Source organism: Abiotrophia defectiva ATCC 49176 (assembly GCF_037041345.1).
Taxonomy (GTDB): domain Bacteria; phylum Bacillota; class Bacilli; order Lactobacillales; family Aerococcaceae; genus Abiotrophia.
On sequence record NZ_CP146287.1, the window covers coordinates 1,462,376 to 1,480,110 of the forward strand.

Annotated in this window: 19 protein-coding genes; 1 reads left to right on the plus strand and 18 read right to left on the minus strand. The window is 44.8% G+C overall.

Features of this window, described 5'->3' with window-relative positions:
- Window positions 1-29 precede the first annotated feature (29 nt).
- Both trmL and V7R82_RS06820 read right to left on the minus strand, forming a co-directional pair.
- On the minus strand, window positions 30-557 hold the full coding sequence (trmL, locus tag V7R82_RS06815; protein ID WP_338542096.1) for a tRNA (uridine(34)/cytosine(34)/5-carboxymethylaminomethyluridine(34)-2'-O)-methyltransferase TrmL: 528 nt from the start codon (window positions 555-557) through the stop codon (window positions 30-32).
- An 87-nt stretch (window positions 558-644) separates the two neighbouring features.
- Complete coding sequence (locus V7R82_RS06820; protein WP_070755248.1) at window positions 645-923, minus strand: hypothetical protein; 279 nt, start codon at window positions 921-923, stop codon at window positions 645-647.
- 162 nt (window positions 924-1,085) lie between these two features.
- On the opposite strand from V7R82_RS06820, the gene V7R82_RS06825 reads away from it, so the two are divergent.
- The gene (locus V7R82_RS06825) at window positions 1,086-1,601 is read left to right on the plus strand and encodes a NusG domain II-containing protein (protein WP_338542097.1); all 516 of its coding nucleotides are present in this window, start codon (window positions 1,086-1,088) and stop codon (window positions 1,599-1,601) included.
- A gap of 26 nt (window positions 1,602-1,627) precedes the next feature.
- On the opposite strand, the gene V7R82_RS06830 is transcribed toward V7R82_RS06825, so the two are convergent.
- The 16 genes from V7R82_RS06830 to upp all read right to left on the minus strand — a co-directional run bounded on the left by V7R82_RS06830 (window position 1,628) and on the right by upp (window position 17,731).
- Window positions 1,628-2,212 carry a uracil-DNA glycosylase family protein gene (locus tag V7R82_RS06830; RefSeq protein ID WP_338542098.1) on the minus strand — a complete coding sequence of 195 codons (585 nt, stop codon included), beginning with the start codon at window positions 2,210-2,212 and terminating at the stop codon, window positions 1,628-1,630.
- 16 nt (window positions 2,213-2,228) lie between these two features.
- Window positions 2,229-2,990, minus strand: coding sequence for a polyphenol oxidase family protein (locus V7R82_RS06835; RefSeq protein WP_338542099.1), 762 nt, complete (start codon window positions 2,988-2,990; stop codon window positions 2,229-2,231).
- 16 nt (window positions 2,991-3,006) lie between these two features.
- Window positions 3,007-3,654 carry a hypothetical protein gene (locus V7R82_RS06840; RefSeq protein ID WP_338542100.1) on the minus strand — a complete coding sequence of 216 codons (648 nt, stop codon included), beginning with the start codon at window positions 3,652-3,654 and terminating at the stop codon, window positions 3,007-3,009.
- Between the two features lie 152 nt (window positions 3,655-3,806).
- The gene (locus V7R82_RS06845) at window positions 3,807-7,157 is read right to left on the minus strand and encodes a sialidase family protein (RefSeq protein WP_338542102.1); all 3,351 of its coding nucleotides are present in this window, start codon (window positions 7,155-7,157) and stop codon (window positions 3,807-3,809) included.
- Window positions 7,158-7,271: 114 nt separating this feature from the next.
- The gene (locus V7R82_RS06850) at window positions 7,272-8,189 is read right to left on the minus strand and encodes a dihydrodipicolinate synthase family protein (protein ID WP_338542103.1); all 918 of its coding nucleotides are present in this window, start codon (window positions 8,187-8,189) and stop codon (window positions 7,272-7,274) included.
- 17 nt (window positions 8,190-8,206) lie between these two features.
- The gene (locus tag V7R82_RS06855; RefSeq protein WP_338542105.1) at window positions 8,207-8,650 is read right to left on the minus strand and encodes a YhcH/YjgK/YiaL family protein; all 444 of its coding nucleotides are present in this window, start codon (window positions 8,648-8,650) and stop codon (window positions 8,207-8,209) included.
- A 29-nt stretch (window positions 8,651-8,679) separates the two neighbouring features.
- Window positions 8,680-9,003: a hypothetical protein gene (locus V7R82_RS06860; protein ID WP_023391086.1), complete on the minus strand. Its 324-nt coding sequence runs from the start codon at window positions 9,001-9,003 to the stop codon at window positions 8,680-8,682.
- 32 nt (window positions 9,004-9,035) lie between these two features.
- On the minus strand, window positions 9,036-9,722 hold the full coding sequence (locus V7R82_RS06865) for an N-acetylmannosamine-6-phosphate 2-epimerase (protein ID WP_023391087.1): 687 nt from the start codon (window positions 9,720-9,722) through the stop codon (window positions 9,036-9,038).
- 8 nt (window positions 9,723-9,730) lie between these two features.
- Complete coding sequence (locus tag V7R82_RS06870; protein WP_023391088.1) at window positions 9,731-10,564, minus strand: carbohydrate ABC transporter permease; 834 nt, start codon at window positions 10,562-10,564, stop codon at window positions 9,731-9,733.
- A gap of 19 nt (window positions 10,565-10,583) precedes the next feature.
- Complete coding sequence (locus V7R82_RS06875; protein ID WP_070755241.1) at window positions 10,584-11,465, minus strand: carbohydrate ABC transporter permease; 882 nt, start codon at window positions 11,463-11,465, stop codon at window positions 10,584-10,586.
- A gap of 221 nt (window positions 11,466-11,686) precedes the next feature.
- Complete coding sequence (locus tag V7R82_RS06880) at window positions 11,687-12,985, minus strand: ABC transporter substrate-binding protein (RefSeq protein WP_338542109.1); 1,299 nt, start codon at window positions 12,983-12,985, stop codon at window positions 11,687-11,689.
- Window positions 12,982-13,815, minus strand: a complete 834-nt coding sequence (locus V7R82_RS06885; protein ID WP_023391091.1) for a MurR/RpiR family transcriptional regulator — start codon at window positions 13,813-13,815, stop codon at window positions 12,982-12,984. The genes V7R82_RS06880 and V7R82_RS06885 overlap by 4 nt, the downstream gene beginning before the upstream one ends.
- A 12-nt stretch (window positions 13,816-13,827) precedes the next feature.
- Entirely contained in the window at window positions 13,828-14,712 is an 885-nt protein-coding gene (locus V7R82_RS06890) for an ROK family protein (RefSeq protein ID WP_338542112.1), read from the minus strand.
- Between the two features lie 295 nt (window positions 14,713-15,007).
- Window positions 15,008-15,748 carry an esterase family protein gene (locus V7R82_RS06895; RefSeq protein WP_268445076.1) on the minus strand — a complete coding sequence of 247 codons (741 nt, stop codon included), beginning with the start codon at window positions 15,746-15,748 and terminating at the stop codon, window positions 15,008-15,010.
- Window positions 15,749-15,751: 3 nt separating this feature from the next.
- Window positions 15,752-16,927 carry an ATP-grasp domain-containing protein gene (locus tag V7R82_RS06900; protein WP_338542115.1) on the minus strand — a complete coding sequence of 392 codons (1,176 nt, stop codon included), beginning with the start codon at window positions 16,925-16,927 and terminating at the stop codon, window positions 15,752-15,754.
- Window positions 16,928-17,092: 165 nt separating this feature from the next.
- Window positions 17,093-17,731, minus strand: a complete 639-nt coding sequence (upp, locus tag V7R82_RS06905; protein WP_070755235.1) for a uracil phosphoribosyltransferase — start codon at window positions 17,729-17,731, stop codon at window positions 17,093-17,095.
- Window positions 17,732-17,735 lie beyond the last annotated feature (4 nt).

Below are 17,735 nucleotides of genomic sequence, written 5' to 3' on the forward strand. Positions count from 1 at the left end.
ACTATCACGAATCCGCTACTGGCGCAAGTCTACCAGTTGAGATCTCGAGCCTTGTCCGTATCACGATAGTGATGGGTGACATCCAATCCCTCAAAAGCTTGTTGTCTTAAAGCTTCATAAATGACGATATTGGCTGTATTGGACAAATTCAAACTCCTAACATGCTGATCGTTCATCGGAATACGCAAGCAGTCTGCCTTGCGCTCCTCCATCAAGTCAGCGGGCAAGCCGGTTGTTTCCTTACCGAAGAGGAAGAATTGCTGGCCAGCACTATTTTGAGCTAGGTCCGCCTGACAATAAATGCGGGGCGCAAACTTGGTAATCAAGTAGAGTGGTCGCTCACCCACATAAGCTAAGAAATCCTCCAGACTTTCATGGTAGTGAACTTCCACATGCTCCCAGTAATCTAGACCCGCACGCTTGAGCATCTTATCATCGGTCGAAAAACCCAAGGGCTTGATTAGATGAAGCGGGGTATTGGTGGCCGCACAAGTTCTGGAAATATTTCCCGTGTTAGCCGGCATTAGCGGTTGATATAAGGCAATATGATTTTTCATAGGCTCTCCTTCTTAGTGGTCGCCTGCAGAGGGTCCCACAAAAAATCCCGCTGCCAAGAACTGACTAGCGGGACTTATCATTTAAAATTAAGCGAGTTTGAAGTCTACGCTGTAGATTTCGTCTGCCAAAGCAGCCTTGTTAACAGCTTTAACGACAACATTTTCTTTTTTGCCGTCGAATTCTAATTCAAAAGCTTGGCTCAAACCTTGAGTTTTCAAGACAACATCGAGTTCACGACGGTTAACTGTTAAAGAAACAGCTTCTGAACCTTTCCCGTATAAAGTTGCTGGAACTAAACCAGCTTCACGTACTTTTTTAGCTGAGCCAGAGCCCACTTTTTCGCGTAATTCTGCTTTTAATGACATGGTATTTAAAACTCCTTTTGCTTGCATTTTTTATAAAGCGGCTAGCGCTTTTTATTGGCATAATGGTATCTTACCAAAAAACGGCACAAATTGCTAGCTTATTCTACCCTTTTTTTATACAATAGTACTAGTTTTGTGCTTAGACAAGGTGGTGATTCCTCAATGAAACGGTTATTTAGCTTATTAAAACCTTTTGATTACCTGATTATTTTAGGGGTCATTGCCTTATCTTTCTTGCCCAATATCCTGACCTTCTACCACTACCAAGGCTTGAATAATTCGGAGGAAGTCGGCCAAGTTACTGAAGCGTCTAGCACTAAGACCACTCTCGCATCTTCCTCCACCTATGCCCTCATCAAAATAGACGGCAAGGAAGTGGACCGTTTCGACCTCTCGGAAGACGCTCCTCATGAAGAGAAAACCTACTACCCACATCCGGGACAGTATAACATTATTGAGCGTGATGGCAAACGAATTCGCGTGCGCGAAGATAACAGCCCTGATCAAATTGCGGTTAAAACCAGTTGGGTGGGCCGACCAGGTCAGGTTTCCATCTGCTTGCCCCACGGACTCATTATCGAGATTCATGGCGAACGTTCAACCGGTGGCCGCACTGACACTAGTCAATCAAGTAACGCTAGCTCAAGCCAAGAAGAAGATTTAGTTTTACCAAAATAAGGACTGGAGAATCTCCAGTCCTTTTTTTACTTAAGGATTGTGTGAATCAACTTTTGTAAATCTGGTATTACTTCTTGCTCAAACCAGGGATGTTGTTTTAACCAGCGTTGGTTGAGAGGTGAGGGATGGACTAAGGGAAAATAGTCCGGCAGATAGTCCTGATAATGGGCGACTGTTTCTGTCAGATTACTTCTTTTGCTCTTAGCCAAATAATAGTCCTGGGAATAACGTCCGACTAATAGAGTCAATCTAACCTCTGGTAATTGAGCTAGGATCTGAGGATGCCACTTAGCTGCAAAGCCCTTGCGTGGTGGCAAATCGCCTGATTTACCCTTGCCAGGATAATAGAAATCCATGGGGAGAATTGCCAAAAGATCCGAATCATAGAAAGTCGAACGATCCATCCCCAACCATTCCCGCAAGCGATCGCCAGAGCGATCATCCCAAGGGCGACCGGCTTCTTGAGTAGCTAAACCCGGGGCTTGTCCCACAATTACTAATCGTGCAGTTTTTGGCGCCGTAAAAAGTGGATCAATCCCTGCCTTGCTATAAATCTGGTTTTCTGGCGCTTGCATGATGGCATCACGAATCTTTAAATTTTCTTTGGCCATATTATATTCCCTCCTCTTAGGATTTTAGATAGGCGACAACTGCATTCAGGCCATAGCCATCTCTTCCATCGCGCCGATAAGAATGACAGCCTAAGGCTTGTTTGGTCGACACAGCCACATCATATTGTTGTTCCAAAGGAACCCCCATAGCGAGGAAACGCTCCTTATTAATTCCTTTGGTATCTATTAGCCAATGATGCTCATCCTCCTGCCTGAAGGACTGGGGATGCCTTGCTTCTAAGGGTTGGAAGCGACCATAGACATCTTCCTGAACTTGAAAATCTTCCATGCTAAGGGCGGGCCCATAGGCAATCAGCAGATTAGATGGCCTCACATCATATTGGCTCATCATAACTTCTAAGGCTTTTTGGCCAATCGATTGGAGTGTGCCAGGCCAGCCAGAATGAACTAGGGCAAACACCTTTTTAACCGGGTCAAAAAGAATAATGGGAATACAGTCCGCAATCTTGACCATTAAGGCCAAATCGCTTGCCTCTGTTACCAAGCCATCGTAGTCTCCGAGAGAGCGTAAGCCCCATCCTGTCCCCAATTGGTCGGCCCTTACTTGGCAGATGTCAGCTCCGTGAACCTGGTGCACCTCTGCTAGAGGCATATCGGCTTTTAGAAAAGTTCGATTGACAACTTCTACGGATGCTTCCTTAAAATCAGGTTTGAAATTAAGCGGCTTACCAATAAAACGATGCTCCAAGCCCGCTTCAAGCAAAGCCGGCACCGTGTAGTAGTCGTAGTCAGACCCCTTTATATACTCGTAATCCATTCTCATGTCTCCTTTTCTAGCTTTGAGTCACTTGGTATAGGGGCCAAAAGCCAGCTACTGCCTTAACTAAGTCCTGAACTAGAGTTTCCAAGTCGCTATAGTCCGACAATGGCTCCATATCTTGCCGCAATAACACCTTTCGTACCTGCCCCGCCTCATAGGCTTGTACCAGCTCTTGCCGGTGCTCTTCACTTGTGGTCATGCGACGTGTTTGCTTATGTGAATCCTGAACCCAATAATAGGCCTCTTGTGGTGCTGGTACTTCTAAGATTCGCGCCTGTTGGGCTAGCGTCTGCTCTTGGCGACTTCGTTCAATAAAACTCAACTCCAAGCAGACGGTAAGCGCCCCTTGATCCGAAACTAACCGCAGGGCAAAGCTTGGACTAGCCGAGCGATTTTCTGGTGGAAAATAATAGACCCAAAAATGAGGTCGAGCCACTTGAGCTTGATTCATCCAGGCACTTACTCGCCCCTGAGTCCAATCTGGAAAAGCTTGCCCGAAGGCGGTCGCCAATTTCGAAAAAGCCTGCCGAGCTGCCTGGCCACTTCTTTTGAGGCATTCCATGTCCTCAATTTCTACTGGATTATCTAGTTTAGCCGGATTACGATAGTGCTGATCTTGATAGGTCAGATAGTCTGTCAGCAACTGTTCCCACTTCATCATCTCACTCCCCCTTTTACCCTATTATATCAAATTATGATTTAGTCACCCTAGCTTGGCGCTTCAAAATGACAAAAGACACGACCAAAGGAGAAAAGGTCGTGTCTTTAATTCGTTATGCTCCAAAGGGTGAGCCTACCCCCGAGCTATCAAGATTATTCTGTTTCTTTTGGCTTATAGCTTGCAAGCCCTAAACCAGCTAAGAGGCTGAGTGCTGCAGCACTAAAGAAGAAATTACTTGTCTCCCCAGCAGCTGGTAATTGCCCCTGTTTTGCCTCATTAGCATTGCCTGTAGGGCTCTGACTAGCAGATGCAAGGCCAGATTCAGCTAGCGTTTGCTGAAGTTGACTTGTTTGGTTTCTATCTGCTTGCTTTGATCCAACCTCAACTGCATAGAGTGAGAAGTGAGGCGCTGTCAAGATGACCTTGCGTCCATCTTCTGACATACGGAAGTCTACCGCTTGTCCTGGTATACCTTGGGCATCTAAATGATAGGCCTTGGCTACCGTCCCATCCACTGGAATGGATACTTGGGCTGGCCGTTGGATTTGGACGCCTTGACCCTCCTTATCTTGGAATTGAATTTCGTAGACTAAGACATTATCAGGTAACCCAGGCACCTTAACACGTCCCACATGTAAAGACACTACTTGCTTGCCTAAACCTTCTGGTGGGATGGTGACACTAACCCCCGTATCCTTGTCATTATCTTCAAAAGTTACAGTACCATCTGGATTGTAGGTAACATTGACTCCTTGGCTACGATAGAGTGGTACTGTCACATCAGAGTCTGACGGATCAGTTGGATGGTCAGGTTCTGGCGTCACGGGGTCTGCAGGACTAATCGGCAAGGTAACACCTTCAACCTTGACTGGTAGACCATGCAAACTTTCAATATGGCCAGACTCTAGCCCCGTCACACTTACCTTGTCATGCACTGTTTCGGCACTAAAGAGTAGGGTTTTGCTAGATAGTTGTGTGTAGAATCGCGCCGTCTTACCATTTGATAAGGTCAAAACTGGCGAATCATTCACTAGCACTTCGTGGTCAAAGTTCACTGCAAAAATCTTACTGTCATAGTGCTCTGTATTCAAGGCCTTGACTTCGTTGGCTTGAACTGGATCTTTGGTAATAAAGTCCCAATTGACTGTCTTGTAGGATAAGGTAAAGTCATTTTGAGTCCCTTCCTTGTGTTCATAGAGAATCCCATAAACACCTGGTGACACCTCTTGAAGTGAGTTGTAGGCATAGGAGCCCGGCTGAATCAAACGATGGTGAAGCCAAGTCAAGCTCCCATCCGATTCTACTCGAGCTAAACGAATGGTCCCTTCACTTCGAGAGTTCCCTTCCCCATTGGCATTAGAGAGGACAATATACTCTTGTCCTTGATGGTGAGTTGAAATGGCCGCTAATTGAACATATGAATCATGCACATCTTGATAGTAATCCAATTGTTTGGCCCAGGTCTGACCGCCATCATAGCTGGTCGCCACTTGCAACTGGCCAAATAGACCACGCATGAAGAGTTTCACCTGCCCATTATCAAGTTGAACGGCTGAAGCTTCTGTATTTTGATACCAGTAATCATCCATGGTGCTTGAATGTAAGGTGCCGTCTTCAATTGGCAAATTATCATTGACCGCCTCTCCCATGTGCCAGGTTTCCCCATGGTCATCAGAATAGATGACACGAGAAGATTGGGAGCCACTAAGGTGAGATACAAAGTTAGTCGAATAGGTTGGCACGATAATGCGACCAGCATGTGGCCCAGTCCGAAGTACTGTTCCTGTCCCTGGCCCTACTCCTAAGAATTTCATCCAATCGGCTTTTACCATTGGCGTAATATCACGAGGCGCTGACCAGGTCTTGCCATCATCATCACTGTATGATAACCAGAGATAGTTGTCTTTGGCTACTCGGAAAGGTGAGGTCTTGTTGCTAGTAAAGTAGACATTACCTAAGAGATTCTCACCTTGGTAGATGTCCCCTTTATCTTCATATTTTGGTTTTACCGGATCCACCACTACTCGATAGTCTGTCTTGGTTCCATCAGGTGCATAGACATACCCTTGCTCGCGAATAGTGTAGTGTCCCTGCTCACCTTCACGGTAAAGCACTTGATAGGTCTTACCATCAATGGTCTGGTACATGGTTTCCTTTTGCTCAGACATACCGAAGATGCCTCGGCCTTCTGGAAACATATCATAAATTGAGAAGATGCGTTTGGTTTTTGGATCTTGAACTAGCACCTGGTCGATTGTCACAGGAGAGGCTTGGTCTGCTCTTTCAGGATTAGGATTATCTCGTAGGTTGGCAATATGGATGCGGTCACCCCAGGTCTTACCGCCGTCCTCGCTACGTCGAACCACCATCCCGATATCGCCCCAGTCAGAAGCGTGAAGTCGTCGTTCATCGGCAGAAGCAATTAAAGTACCCTTATCAGTCTTAAGCAAAGCAGGAATACGATAGCTAGCAATTCCGTCAGCATTCGGTTGACCACTATGCCCGCTCTCGAAAACGTCCTTTTTATCAGAAATCTCTGCTCCCGGTGCTGGCTCTAACTGTAAAGGTTGTCGCTTGAATAGTTGGCTGCGTTCCCCCACTTCTTCTTGTGATAAGGCGCGATTGTAAATGGATAAGTTACGTACTGTTAAGTCACTACCCCAACGTAAGTCAGATCCTCTACGTGTCTTGCCAATTTGTAAATCTGTCAAATCAGGCATATCACTTAGAAATTTACCTGATACTGGGCTAGTTCGTGACAAGACCCCATTGACATAGAGGCGAACTTTTCCTGTTTCTTTGTTAGGATCTGGACGTTCCACTGTAAAAGTCACTGAATTCCATTGGCCTGGCGTCACTTTAAGGGGCGCATCACTATAGCTTCCATAAAACTGCTCACCTTGGCGACCACGAGCTTCCACCAAGGCAGTCCCATTATGAACGGCTAAGGTGAAATACTCATTCACAAATTTATTGCTAGAAGCTGAGAATAGACTGTAGAATTGTGGCGCCCGCTCACTCGGTTTGAATTCCATATGGATGGTGGCGTTAGTCAATTTTTTCAGACTTTCAAGATGCTGACTTAAATCCACCCGTTGATTATTTTCTTGATTGGTTGCGACATCATTTTGGTCTAACACTTGGTTTTCACGCCCCACTTCTCGCACGATTTCATCACGTTGAGGTTGGCTGGACTCTTCAGTTTTTTCAGAACTGGAGACCGAGCTTTCTTCCTCTGCTTTGGGGGAGTTTGCATCAGTCGCTGGGACTTCTTCAGGATTGCTAGTTTCAGAAAGCTCATTCACTTTTTCGGAAACGTTTACATTTTCAGGTTGACTAATGGACTCCGTTGTATTTGATTGAGGGATTTCTTGAGCCGAAACACTCGTTTGAGGTGATAAAAAGAGGACATGTCCAATGACAACTGAGAAGACTCCCGTCGCTAATTTACGAATGGCGAAGCGAGAACGGCGATCAAAAAGATCTTTTGCTTGTTTACTCATATTAAGCCTCCAAATTATAGGGATTTTGGTTTGCTGATACGACAAAATCTGGCTACCAGGGTAGCTAGCATAAAACTAGCTCCCTAGTAGTCAGGTCTTGCATAGTGTGAGTGATTATTTAACAAATTCCGCCCGAGCGGCTTGGATCATGGCGTGCGCCTTGTCAACAACGGCTAGATCTTCTGGGCCAACCCCTGTTAATGGTGGGCGGACAGAACCACAGTTGAGGCCTTCGCGTTTGAGGATTTCTTTCTGTACGGCATAAAGGTTAGCTTTACCACTTACCAAGGTGAAGATGATTTCATCAATGCGGCCTTGGATCGTAAAGGCTAGGGCTAAATCGCCTGCTTCTAGGGCTGCATTAGCTGCTAAGAAGAGTTCTGGCATTACCCCATAGGTGCCACCGATTCCCCCATCAGCCCCCATGACACGACCACCGATGAATTGCTCATCTGGACCGTTGAAGACAACGACTTCACGATCACCAGCTGTCAACTTCCAAGTGATTAAGTCTTGGACTGGCATAGAAGAGTTCTTAACCCCAATCACTTTAGGATTTTCCAACATGGACTTGAACATGCTAGGAGTTAAGGCATAGCCTGACAGTTGCGGAATGTTGTAAATGATGAAGTCAAGCTCTGTGGCATCAATCATAGCATTCCAGTAATCCTTGATTGAATGTTCTGGCAAGCGGAAGTAAATTGGTGGGATGGCTGCTAAGGCATCTACCCCTAGGCTTTCCGCATGCTTAGCTAAGTCAACTGAATCGCGCGTAGAGGCAGCTGCTACGTGGGCAATGATGGTCATCTTGCCACCAACTGCCTTCATAACATGTTCTAAGACTAGTTTACGCTCTTCCACATTTTGGTAGATACATTCGCCAGATGAACCGCCAACATAGAGGCCTTTGACCCCTACTTCCAAGTAATGTTTAGCAAGCGCTTGAGTGCGTTCTGGACTGATATTGCCTTCATCGTCATAGCAGGCATAGAAGGCTGGGATAATTCCTTTGTACTTATCGAATTTTGACACGTTTAAGACTCCTTTGGTTATGCAACCGGTAATTTTATGACTAACTTTTTATAGGTGCTGGCCTGACCTAAATGACGGGCCGGCTTATGGGCATCTTCTGGAAATACCACACAGGCTTGTCCAGGATAGAGTTTAACAATGGTCTGGATTGGACCATCCAAAAAGGCAATGTCCTTTTCGGCATCGTAGGCGGTGACTTCATTCAGCTGACATGTAGGGGCCACAATGAGATATTCATGGCCTTCAAGCGGCACATGGATGTCTAACCATTTCTGATGGGCTTCATAATGAGATTCATCAACTGCACCTAGCTCTCCATCTTGGATGAAGAAGTATCCTCCCTCGAAATCATATCGCCCGATAGTTTTTTGAGCTAAGCTATTGAATGTTTCGAGCGCTGCTTTTATATGGGGAATACGGTCACTGTATTCTTGAAGACCTTGTAATTGATCTACAATCATCTTTTCACCTCCTCTTTGCCGACAATTGCTTATTTATCTGTATCTAAGGCTTCTTCGCGAGGATCGTGCAGAGGTCGCCCACGTCGAATGAGAAAGAGTACCAGATTATAGGTGACACTAGCCGCCACAATTGGCATATAAGTAAAGAGGTAATTCTGTAGGAACATGTCTGCCGTAAATTGTTTTAAGGCGACCATCCCCATGAGAATAATAATGGCTACCGCATTGATAATGAGTGGCGCCGTATAGTAACGCTTGGCTACTCGGTTAATCAGATAGGTTGCCAAAACCGACAAGCCCATGAAGAAGATACCATAGAAGAACCAACCAATAATCAGTTGCTCCAGGGTCATATCAGGCACTCCTTTCTCTTTCTTGCATTTCTTTAGTTTACTACGCTAACGAAGCGTTTAGCAATTTCCAGTGGTCGCGTAATAGCGCCGCCTACAACAGCTGTGTGAATCCCTTGGGCGAAAGCTGTTGCTAGGTCTTCTGGTGTATGAATCTTACCTTCAGCCACAATTGGAGTATGGGTTTGTTCCACTAAAGCTTTCATTAACTCAAAGTTAGGACCGGTTGTTTGACCTTCCGTATACGGCGTATAACCATTCATGGTAGTCCCAATCAAGTCAAAACCTAGGCGTTCAGCATTCAGTCCCTCTTCTAAAGTGGAAATATCGGCCATCAACAATTGATTCGGGTATTTTGCCTTGATTTGAGCGATGAACTCATCCAAGGTCTCCCCAGCACGCTCACGTAAGGTAGCATCTAAGGCAATAATATCAGAACCAACTGCTACTAGCTCATCCACTTCTTGCATGGTGGCGGTAATGTAGGAACCATAGCCTGGATAAGCTCGCTTAATAATCCCAATCACTGGCACATCAAAGGCTTCCTTAATCTGGGCAATATCAGTAACCCCTTGGGCCCGGATACCGACAGCTCCAGCCTCAATAGCTGCTTTGGCCATGAGAACCATGACCCCACCCTCTTCTCGGTAGAGCGGTTCGCCAGGTAAAGCCTGACAGGAAATAATCAGTTTTCCTTTTAATCGTTCAATCGTTGGATGCATTGTAGTCACTATCCTTTCACCGCCCCGACTGTAATACCTTGGGCAAAGAAGCTTTGGAACATCAGGAAGACAATAATCATTGGCAAGGAAGCCAAGAGCGCGCCAGCCATGAGGACCCCATAGTTAAGTGAGAACTCAGCAGATTGAGCCATAGACGCCAAACCTAAAGGCAAAGTCTTCATTGTTTCTGAGTTAGTGAATACCAATTGAGAGAAATAGTCATTCCAAGAGGAAATGAAGGTGAAGATAGCCAAGGCACCAATACCTGGTTTAACAATTGGTAAGACGATATTGACGAATTTTTTGATTTCGCCACAGCCATCAATGTCTGCTGATTCTAAGAGAGAATCAGGTACAGAGTGGGAGAATTGCTTCATGAGGAAGATCCCGAATGGCCAACCGACAGCCGGCAAAATCAAGGCGCGGTAGGTATCCATAAGCTTGAGATCGGTAATCAATTGAAGCAAAGGAATCAAGATAACTTGTTTTGGCAAGGCCATGGCCGCGATAAATACGGCAAAGAGTAAGCCAGCACCTGGGAAACGTTTCTTAGCTAAGGCATAGCCAGCTAAGGAAGCCGTTGTGCAGACCAAGATGGTTGTTACCACTGAAACGAATACAGAGTTGAAGAACCAACGTGCAGTTAACGGCACTAGGAGTGATTTGAAGTTATCTAAAGTTGGGCTCATCGGGAACCATTCTGGTGGGATGGCAATGGCGACGTCTTGAACCTTAAAGGCACCTGTTGCAATCCAATAGAATGGGAAGATGAAGAAAATGGTCAAGAAAGCCAACAATGTGAAGGAAATAATGTTGTAGAGACCGAATTTTTTGAATTCCATGTTAAATCGTCACCTCTTCCTAATCAATATCGCGGTTGAAGTATTTATATTGAACAGCCGAGATTAAAGCAATAATCAAGGCTAGCACAACACCCCATGCAGAGGCTTGGCCAAAGGATTGCTGCTTAATCCCCATCTCGTAGACTTGGTACATGATGGTGCTTGTTGCATAGTTAGGACCACCAGAAGTCATCAATTGGATTAAGGCAAAGATTTGGAAACTGTTGATGGTGGTTGTCACCACGATATAAAGGGTCGTTGGCATAATCAATGGCCAAATAATGTTTTTGAAGATGGTCCAGTTGTTGGCACCGTCAATCTTAGCAGACTCGAGCAGTTCCACTGGAACGTTCCCTAAAGCTGCAATATAGAGAATAATCGGCTGACCAATACTGGTCGTAATTAGAACGGCAATGACTGCGTAAATAGCAGTAGAGGCGTTCCCTAACCATTGAACATTACCTTCAATGACATTCATGGATTTGAGAATATAATTGAGAATCCCAAAGTCTGGGTTATAAATCCACAACCATACCACTGTAATCGAAACAACTGAGGATACAGCTGGCAAGTAGAAGACGCCACGGAAGAAGCTCCGTACATGAGCTGATTTGTTATAGATGTTAATGGCGATAAAGAGTGATAAGACTACTACAATTGGCACTGCAATTGCTACGATAAAAATAGTGTTACTTAAGGACTTGATAAAAGTCTGGTCGCCTAAGAGCTTAGTGTAGTTATCTAAGCCTACAAAGCTAACTCTCCGCCCTCTATACTTGAGCAAGGACATGTAAATCCCGCGTAACATTGGATAGAGTACGAAAGTCAGGAAGAAGGCCATAGCAGGTGCAATGAACAGATAGGCGCTAAAGTCGTACTTTCTTCTTAATTTGGCTAACATAGAGATCTCCTTTCGAGAGAATAATTCATAATAAAAGGAACAAATCGGCTACCCTAGGTCGCGATCACTATAAACGACTACTCCCAAACTCCCGCTAGTCCAAAATATTGGGCGCTTGGGAGTAGGATGTTTATATTAGTCGCACGCGAGATCCTGGTCCGGGTAGCGCTAGATTTGTCCCAGTAAATCGAGCACTCTCTGAATTCAGATTATGGTGTGGCTTATTTTGCTTCTTCGTAGGTAGCTTGCGCTTGTTCTACGTAGCTGTCCACTAATTCTTTTACATCACCTTGGCCAGACAATACCCCTTGGAGCATTGGGAACCAAAGTGGACGCATTTTAGCGTAACCTGGAATGGTGTTGTAGTAAGCACCGAAGTTATCTGATAAGCCTTCAGCAAACTTCAACTCTTCGTTGTCATAGAGGCCTTTCACGCCTTTTTGAGCAGAGAAGTTACCAGTTGCCTTCAAGGTACGAGTACCCCATTCTGGGTCGTTGATCATGAAGTCTACAAATTTTTGAGCGGCTTCAATCTTCTTGTCGTCGCCGTTATCGAAGACTGCAGGACCTGCTACTAAGTATTCATACTTAGGTGATTTGTTAGCGTTAGGGAATGGTAAGAAGCGAACGTTTAAGTCTTCTACTGATTTCCATTGAGCGTAGAGACCTGGGCTTGCCAAGATACTTAATGGAGACTTACCAGACTTGAAGTATTCCAAAGCATCTTTTGCTTCTAAAGCGGCCCCTTGACCGATAATGCCTTTAGGTGCTTGTTCGCGAATCCATTGAAGGGCTTTTACCCCGTTTTCGTCATTGATGGTGTATTTATTTACTTCATCGTTAGTAATCCAAGAACCGTATAAGTTAGAGACAAAGGCACGAGGACCTTGGTCACCAGCTGCAGATTTAGCATACACAACGGTTGGAATTAAGTCTTTGTCTTTTTCATGAACAGCTTCTAAGAATTTTTGGAATTCTTCAGGCGTCCAGTTACGTCCTTCTTTTTCGAATGGCAAGAGGTCTGTCACACCTAACTTGTCAGTCAACTTAGTGTTAACTGCCATCAAGAATGGCGCAATCCCTTGTGGATAGAGATACAATTCGTCTTCGAAGGAGCTAGCCTTAACAGCTGATTCATTTAATTTTGAAGTATCAACGTCTTTGAATGGTGCCAAATAACCCTTGCTTGCCCAGTCGATGACACGACCTGGTGCATCATAGATTACGTCAGGGTTAGTCTTAGATTGGATAGCTGTTTCAATTTTAGCTGGACCATCTGTAAAGTCGATCTTTTGGTATTCAACTTTGATGCCTGGGTTCTTAGCTTCAAAGGCTTTAATCAAGGCTGCATCGTATTCTTCAGAAGTCTTAAACTCTGAGTCACTGGTAAAGTTAGGGAAGTTCCAGTATTTAATGGTTACTGTCTCTTCAGCACGCACATCGGATGGTGCCGCTGTCACAACTGTGTTTAATAAAATCCCACAAGATAAGGCAGCTGCAAAAACTTTTGATAATTTCATGTTGATTCCCCCATTTGTAATTTTTGGTTGATAGATGTAATTTCTTGAATCGTCTTCTGCATATTTTGACTGAAGACAGGATTTTCTAGCATCATTAGCGTTATGGCGTCGATGAGAAAGAAAATCGGTAACTGAGTATTGACGAAAAACTCACTATTAACAAACCGGCTATTGTGTACCAGAAGGGTCTCATCGGCCAACTTAGCCAAACTACTTCCCTTCATGCTAGTTATAGCTACCAAAATGGCGCCATTTTGCTTGGCATTGCCTAAAGCATCAATCACATCCTTTGTTTCACCAGAATTACTAATGGCAATTACCACGTCACTAGAACGTGTCACCGTACTGGAGATAATCATCATATGCGAGTCCGTCTCACTCGTTGCTGGCAGGCCCATACGTGACAGGCGAATAGCCAATTCCCGAGCCGTTAGCCCCGAGGACCCCATCCCATAAACCATGATTCGGTTGGCCTGAGAGAGAACTTGAATTAACTGACGAAGCTGATATTCTGATTGTAATTCTGATGTTCGTTGAATGATACGGTTATAGAATTCGCTAACCGTATCGAACATATCATGATTTTGGTGATTGCTTGCCGACTCCCCTTCACTGGCTTGCAGTTGAATTTTCAAATCAACAAAGCTCTCACAACCTACTTTACGACAAAAGCGTGTAATGGTTGCGGCTGAAACACCTGTTTCTTTGGCCATCTCGCTAATGGTAATGTTAGTAAAGTAGGGACTTTCTTGCATAATATAGGTTGCAAGGAGCTGTTCCTTTGGTGATAGATGAACGAAGTTGGCTTCAATTCGCTCTAATACTCCCATGGGATCACATCCTTATTGAGTAAGCTTAATGAGTTGAGATAGCGCACCTAACATCCCAGCATCGTTACCTGACTGGGCTGGTCGAATCTCTGTTGTTAGGAAGCGAGGATCAATCACACGTTGCTCCAAGATTGCCATTAGACGTGGCATAATGAGATCAGCACGTGCTAGAATTCCACCCCCTAGGACAAGGACTTCTGGATTCAGTAGATAAATCGCTGATAAAAGTCCGGTGGCTAAATGATTTAGAAATTGGTCGAGTACTTGGCTTAAGACTGGATCTCCAGTTGCTTCCAAGCGGTCAAAGAAGGCTTCCCCACTGAGATTTTCACCTGTCGCTTGAGCCGCCTGTTCTAACAATGCAGTTGTTGAGGCTAATTCCTGAAAGGCTGCTTTGCCAATAGGCAAATAGCCAACTTCTCCGGCCATGTCGCTCACACCGGTTAGCAGTTGTCCATCTAAAACAATGGCTCCCCCTACACCTGTACCAATCGTAAAACATATCATGGACTTAGGTGGCTGGCCTGTTCGACTGGCTTGCCAGTATTCACCCAAACAAGCTGCGTTCACATCATTTACCACATAGCAAGGCAGACCAGTGAGTGCTTCCACTTCAGCTTTCAGTGGCGTCCCCGTATAACCTGGGATAGTGGGCCCTGCAAATCGTATAGACCCGTCACGAGAATCAACCACTCCAGCAGTTGAAATCGCCACGCCCAATAGGCTTTCCTGGGATTGAACCTGCTTTGTAATCGAAAGAACTTGTTGCAATATCTGGTTAGAATACTGGTCAACGCTGGTTTTGACCTTCTGAGTCTGGCCTAGCGCTTCACCCTTTTCATTGAAGAGACCATATTTAATGAAGGTCCCGCCAATATCAAAGCACAAGTAATTCATCCAATTTGTCACCTCTCTTTCTGTCTTTCAACTGATTACGCTTTCATTATACACCAAAGAAAATATTTTTCAAGTGTTTTTATGAAGAAAATTATTTTCATGATTGATTTTCTATTAGCTTCATTTTTAATCCTTGCTTCTATGCTATTTACATGAAAGCGCCATCTATTTTTTCATTGATTTACACCTTTCCTTCTAGCTATTTTATCTTCCTTTCCAAAATCAGACGATCAGCCAAGCTATTGTAAGATTTAAATGCACACAAAAAAGGCTAGGAAACTCCTAGCCTCATTTATTATAAGCCTAAACGACTCAAGAAATATGGCATCTGCACGCGCCACCATGGCCAGTCATGCGCTACATCGCCACCCCACTCGTCGAACCAAGCAGGTACTCCCTTCATTTCTAAGGCTTCTTTCACCTTATAGAAGGATGGTAAACCATCATGCTCCCAAGGCCCATGCCCGGTACAGACAATAATATTGGATTGACGGTATTGATCAAGGAACCAAGGATCATGTTGGTTGAAGACATAATCACTCGGCGAATTAGAATAGATTGCCTCATCATCGCCATATTCCCCTACAAAGAAACGTGCATCATAGACCCCACTTAAGGCAATCACCCCGCGGAAAACATCTGGATGTTGGAGGAAGAAGTTGAGCGCATGGTAGGCCCCCATACTGCACCCCGTCGTCATCATTGGATCAAACCAGCCCGTCTTATGCTTAATAAAAGGAATCGCTTCGCTAATGACATAACGCTCATAAGCCCGATGCATTTCTGCACGATCGTGTGGGTATTTCCAGTCGGCCAACCAACTTTCACTGTCAACACTAGCTAAGGTGAAAAATTGAACCCGTCCTGCCTCAATGGAATCCCGACAAGCATCAATCATACCGAAGTCGGCATATTCATTGTGGGTTCCGCCTGATGACGGGAAGACCACAATCGGTAGTCCGGCATGACCATAACGATTGAGAGGCATTTCGCGATTGAGTTGACCACTCCAGTGACTTAACCATTCTACGTGCATTTATTATTGTCCTCCTTGTTTCTTATGTACATATTGACTTACTTCTTCAACTTCTTCTTGGGTATCCGCAAGAACGACTAAAAACTCATTCCCCATAATGGCTGAAAAAGCATCTGGCAAGCGATCAACCATTTTGACACGGTCACCGTATCTTGCCCGAATCTCATCAACATTGTGCGCGTATGATAACTCATCACGGCGTGAGATACCCACCCCATAATGTCGATCATAGCTTGGGATTTCTTCTAGCCTTCCAGTTACGATATCGGCGTAGATAGCATAGAGATCACAACCATAAGCATAGTTATATAGATCGATTGTGTAACCGCCAGCCAGTCGGTTATTATACTCGATGGCTACGTAGTCTCCCTTTTTACGACGGAAGAATTCAATATGGAAGAAGCGTTCCTTCATTCCAAAGGCCTTAACTGCTGCCTGGCCGTACTCAGCCAACTTAGGCTCTACATCCTTTTGGACAATGTTGGTGTAATCGCACTGGCCCTCAATCAATTCTAGGGTTGGCAAGGAATAGACAAAGCTCGTTGAGAAGACAATCTGGCCATTTTCATCAACTAAACCGTCAAATGTGCAGAGCTCCGCATCCAAGACATAAGGTTCCACAAAATAGGGAATGGATTGGTCCCACTCGGACAAGAAGGTCGCAACATCTTCTTTGGTCTCAAGTCGATAGGTTGCTGCAGTCCCTACCCCACGGTCAGGTTTTGCTACTGCAGGGAGGCCAGCTTCCTTCAAAGCTTTATTGAGTTGACTTTCATTTTTGATTAGATAACCTGGCACCACTGGAATGCCAGCTTTCTCAAATAACTTCTTCATTTTTGACTTATACTTGGTTTTTTCTAAGTCACGAGGTTTGACCCCAGGTACGTTGAATTGCTCGCGTAAGGCAGCATCTAACTCTAACCAGTACTCATTGTTAGATTCCAAACGATCAATTGGGCCATGCTTATAAATTAAGAAAGCTACCGCACGCTTCACCTCATCAAGGTCTTCCATATCCTCGACACGGTAATATTCAGTGAGGCTTCCACGTAACTCTGGTGAGAGCCAGTCATAGGGCTCTGTGCCAATCCCCAATACATTCACACCACGCTCTTTGAGTCGAATTGCGAAATTCTGGAGGTTTTTAGGGAAATGGGGGGACATCATCAAGTAATTCATAGTTTCACCTCAGTATAATTATTAAATATAAATTAGAATATCATGTATTTTGAATGAATACAAGTACTAAAGTAAGAAAAGGCCAATTTCTTGATCAAAATGTTCGGAACGCGTAACAAATGGCATAATAAAAAGGCTAGGAAATCTCTTCCCAGCCTTTCTTCCTTATTTAGTACCAAAAATACGGTCACCCGCATCTCCAAGCCCTGGCAAGATATAGCCGTGCTCATTGAGGCGTTCATCTAGCGCCGCCATATAGATATCCACATCTGGATGCGCCGCCTGTAAAGCTGCTACCCCTTCTGGTGCAGCAACTAAACAAGAAAAGGTGATATTTTCTGGCTTGACGCCATACTTTTTCATCAGAAGGTCTAGCGCAGCAATCGCTGAACCACCTGTCGCTAACATTGGATCCACCACAAAGACATGACGTTCTTCGATATCTTGTGGTAATTTAGCAAAGTACTCAATTGGCTCTAGGGTTTCGTGGTCACGATAGAGACCAATATGCCCCACACGTGCAGCAGGCACTAAGTCCAAAATCCCGTCGACCATGCCCAAGCCAGCTCTTAGGATTGGAATAATCGCCATTTTCTTACCAGCAATCCGCTTCTGAGTGGTCTCAACCAATGGCGTCTCGATGACCACATCTTCTACTGGTAAATCCCGTGTAATCTCATAGGCCATCAGCATAGAAATTTCATTGGTGACTTCGCGGAAGGCCTTGGTAGAAGTGTTTTTATCACGAATAATGGTTAGTTTGTGCTGAATTAGCGGGTGATTAATTACGACGCATTTTGCCATCTTA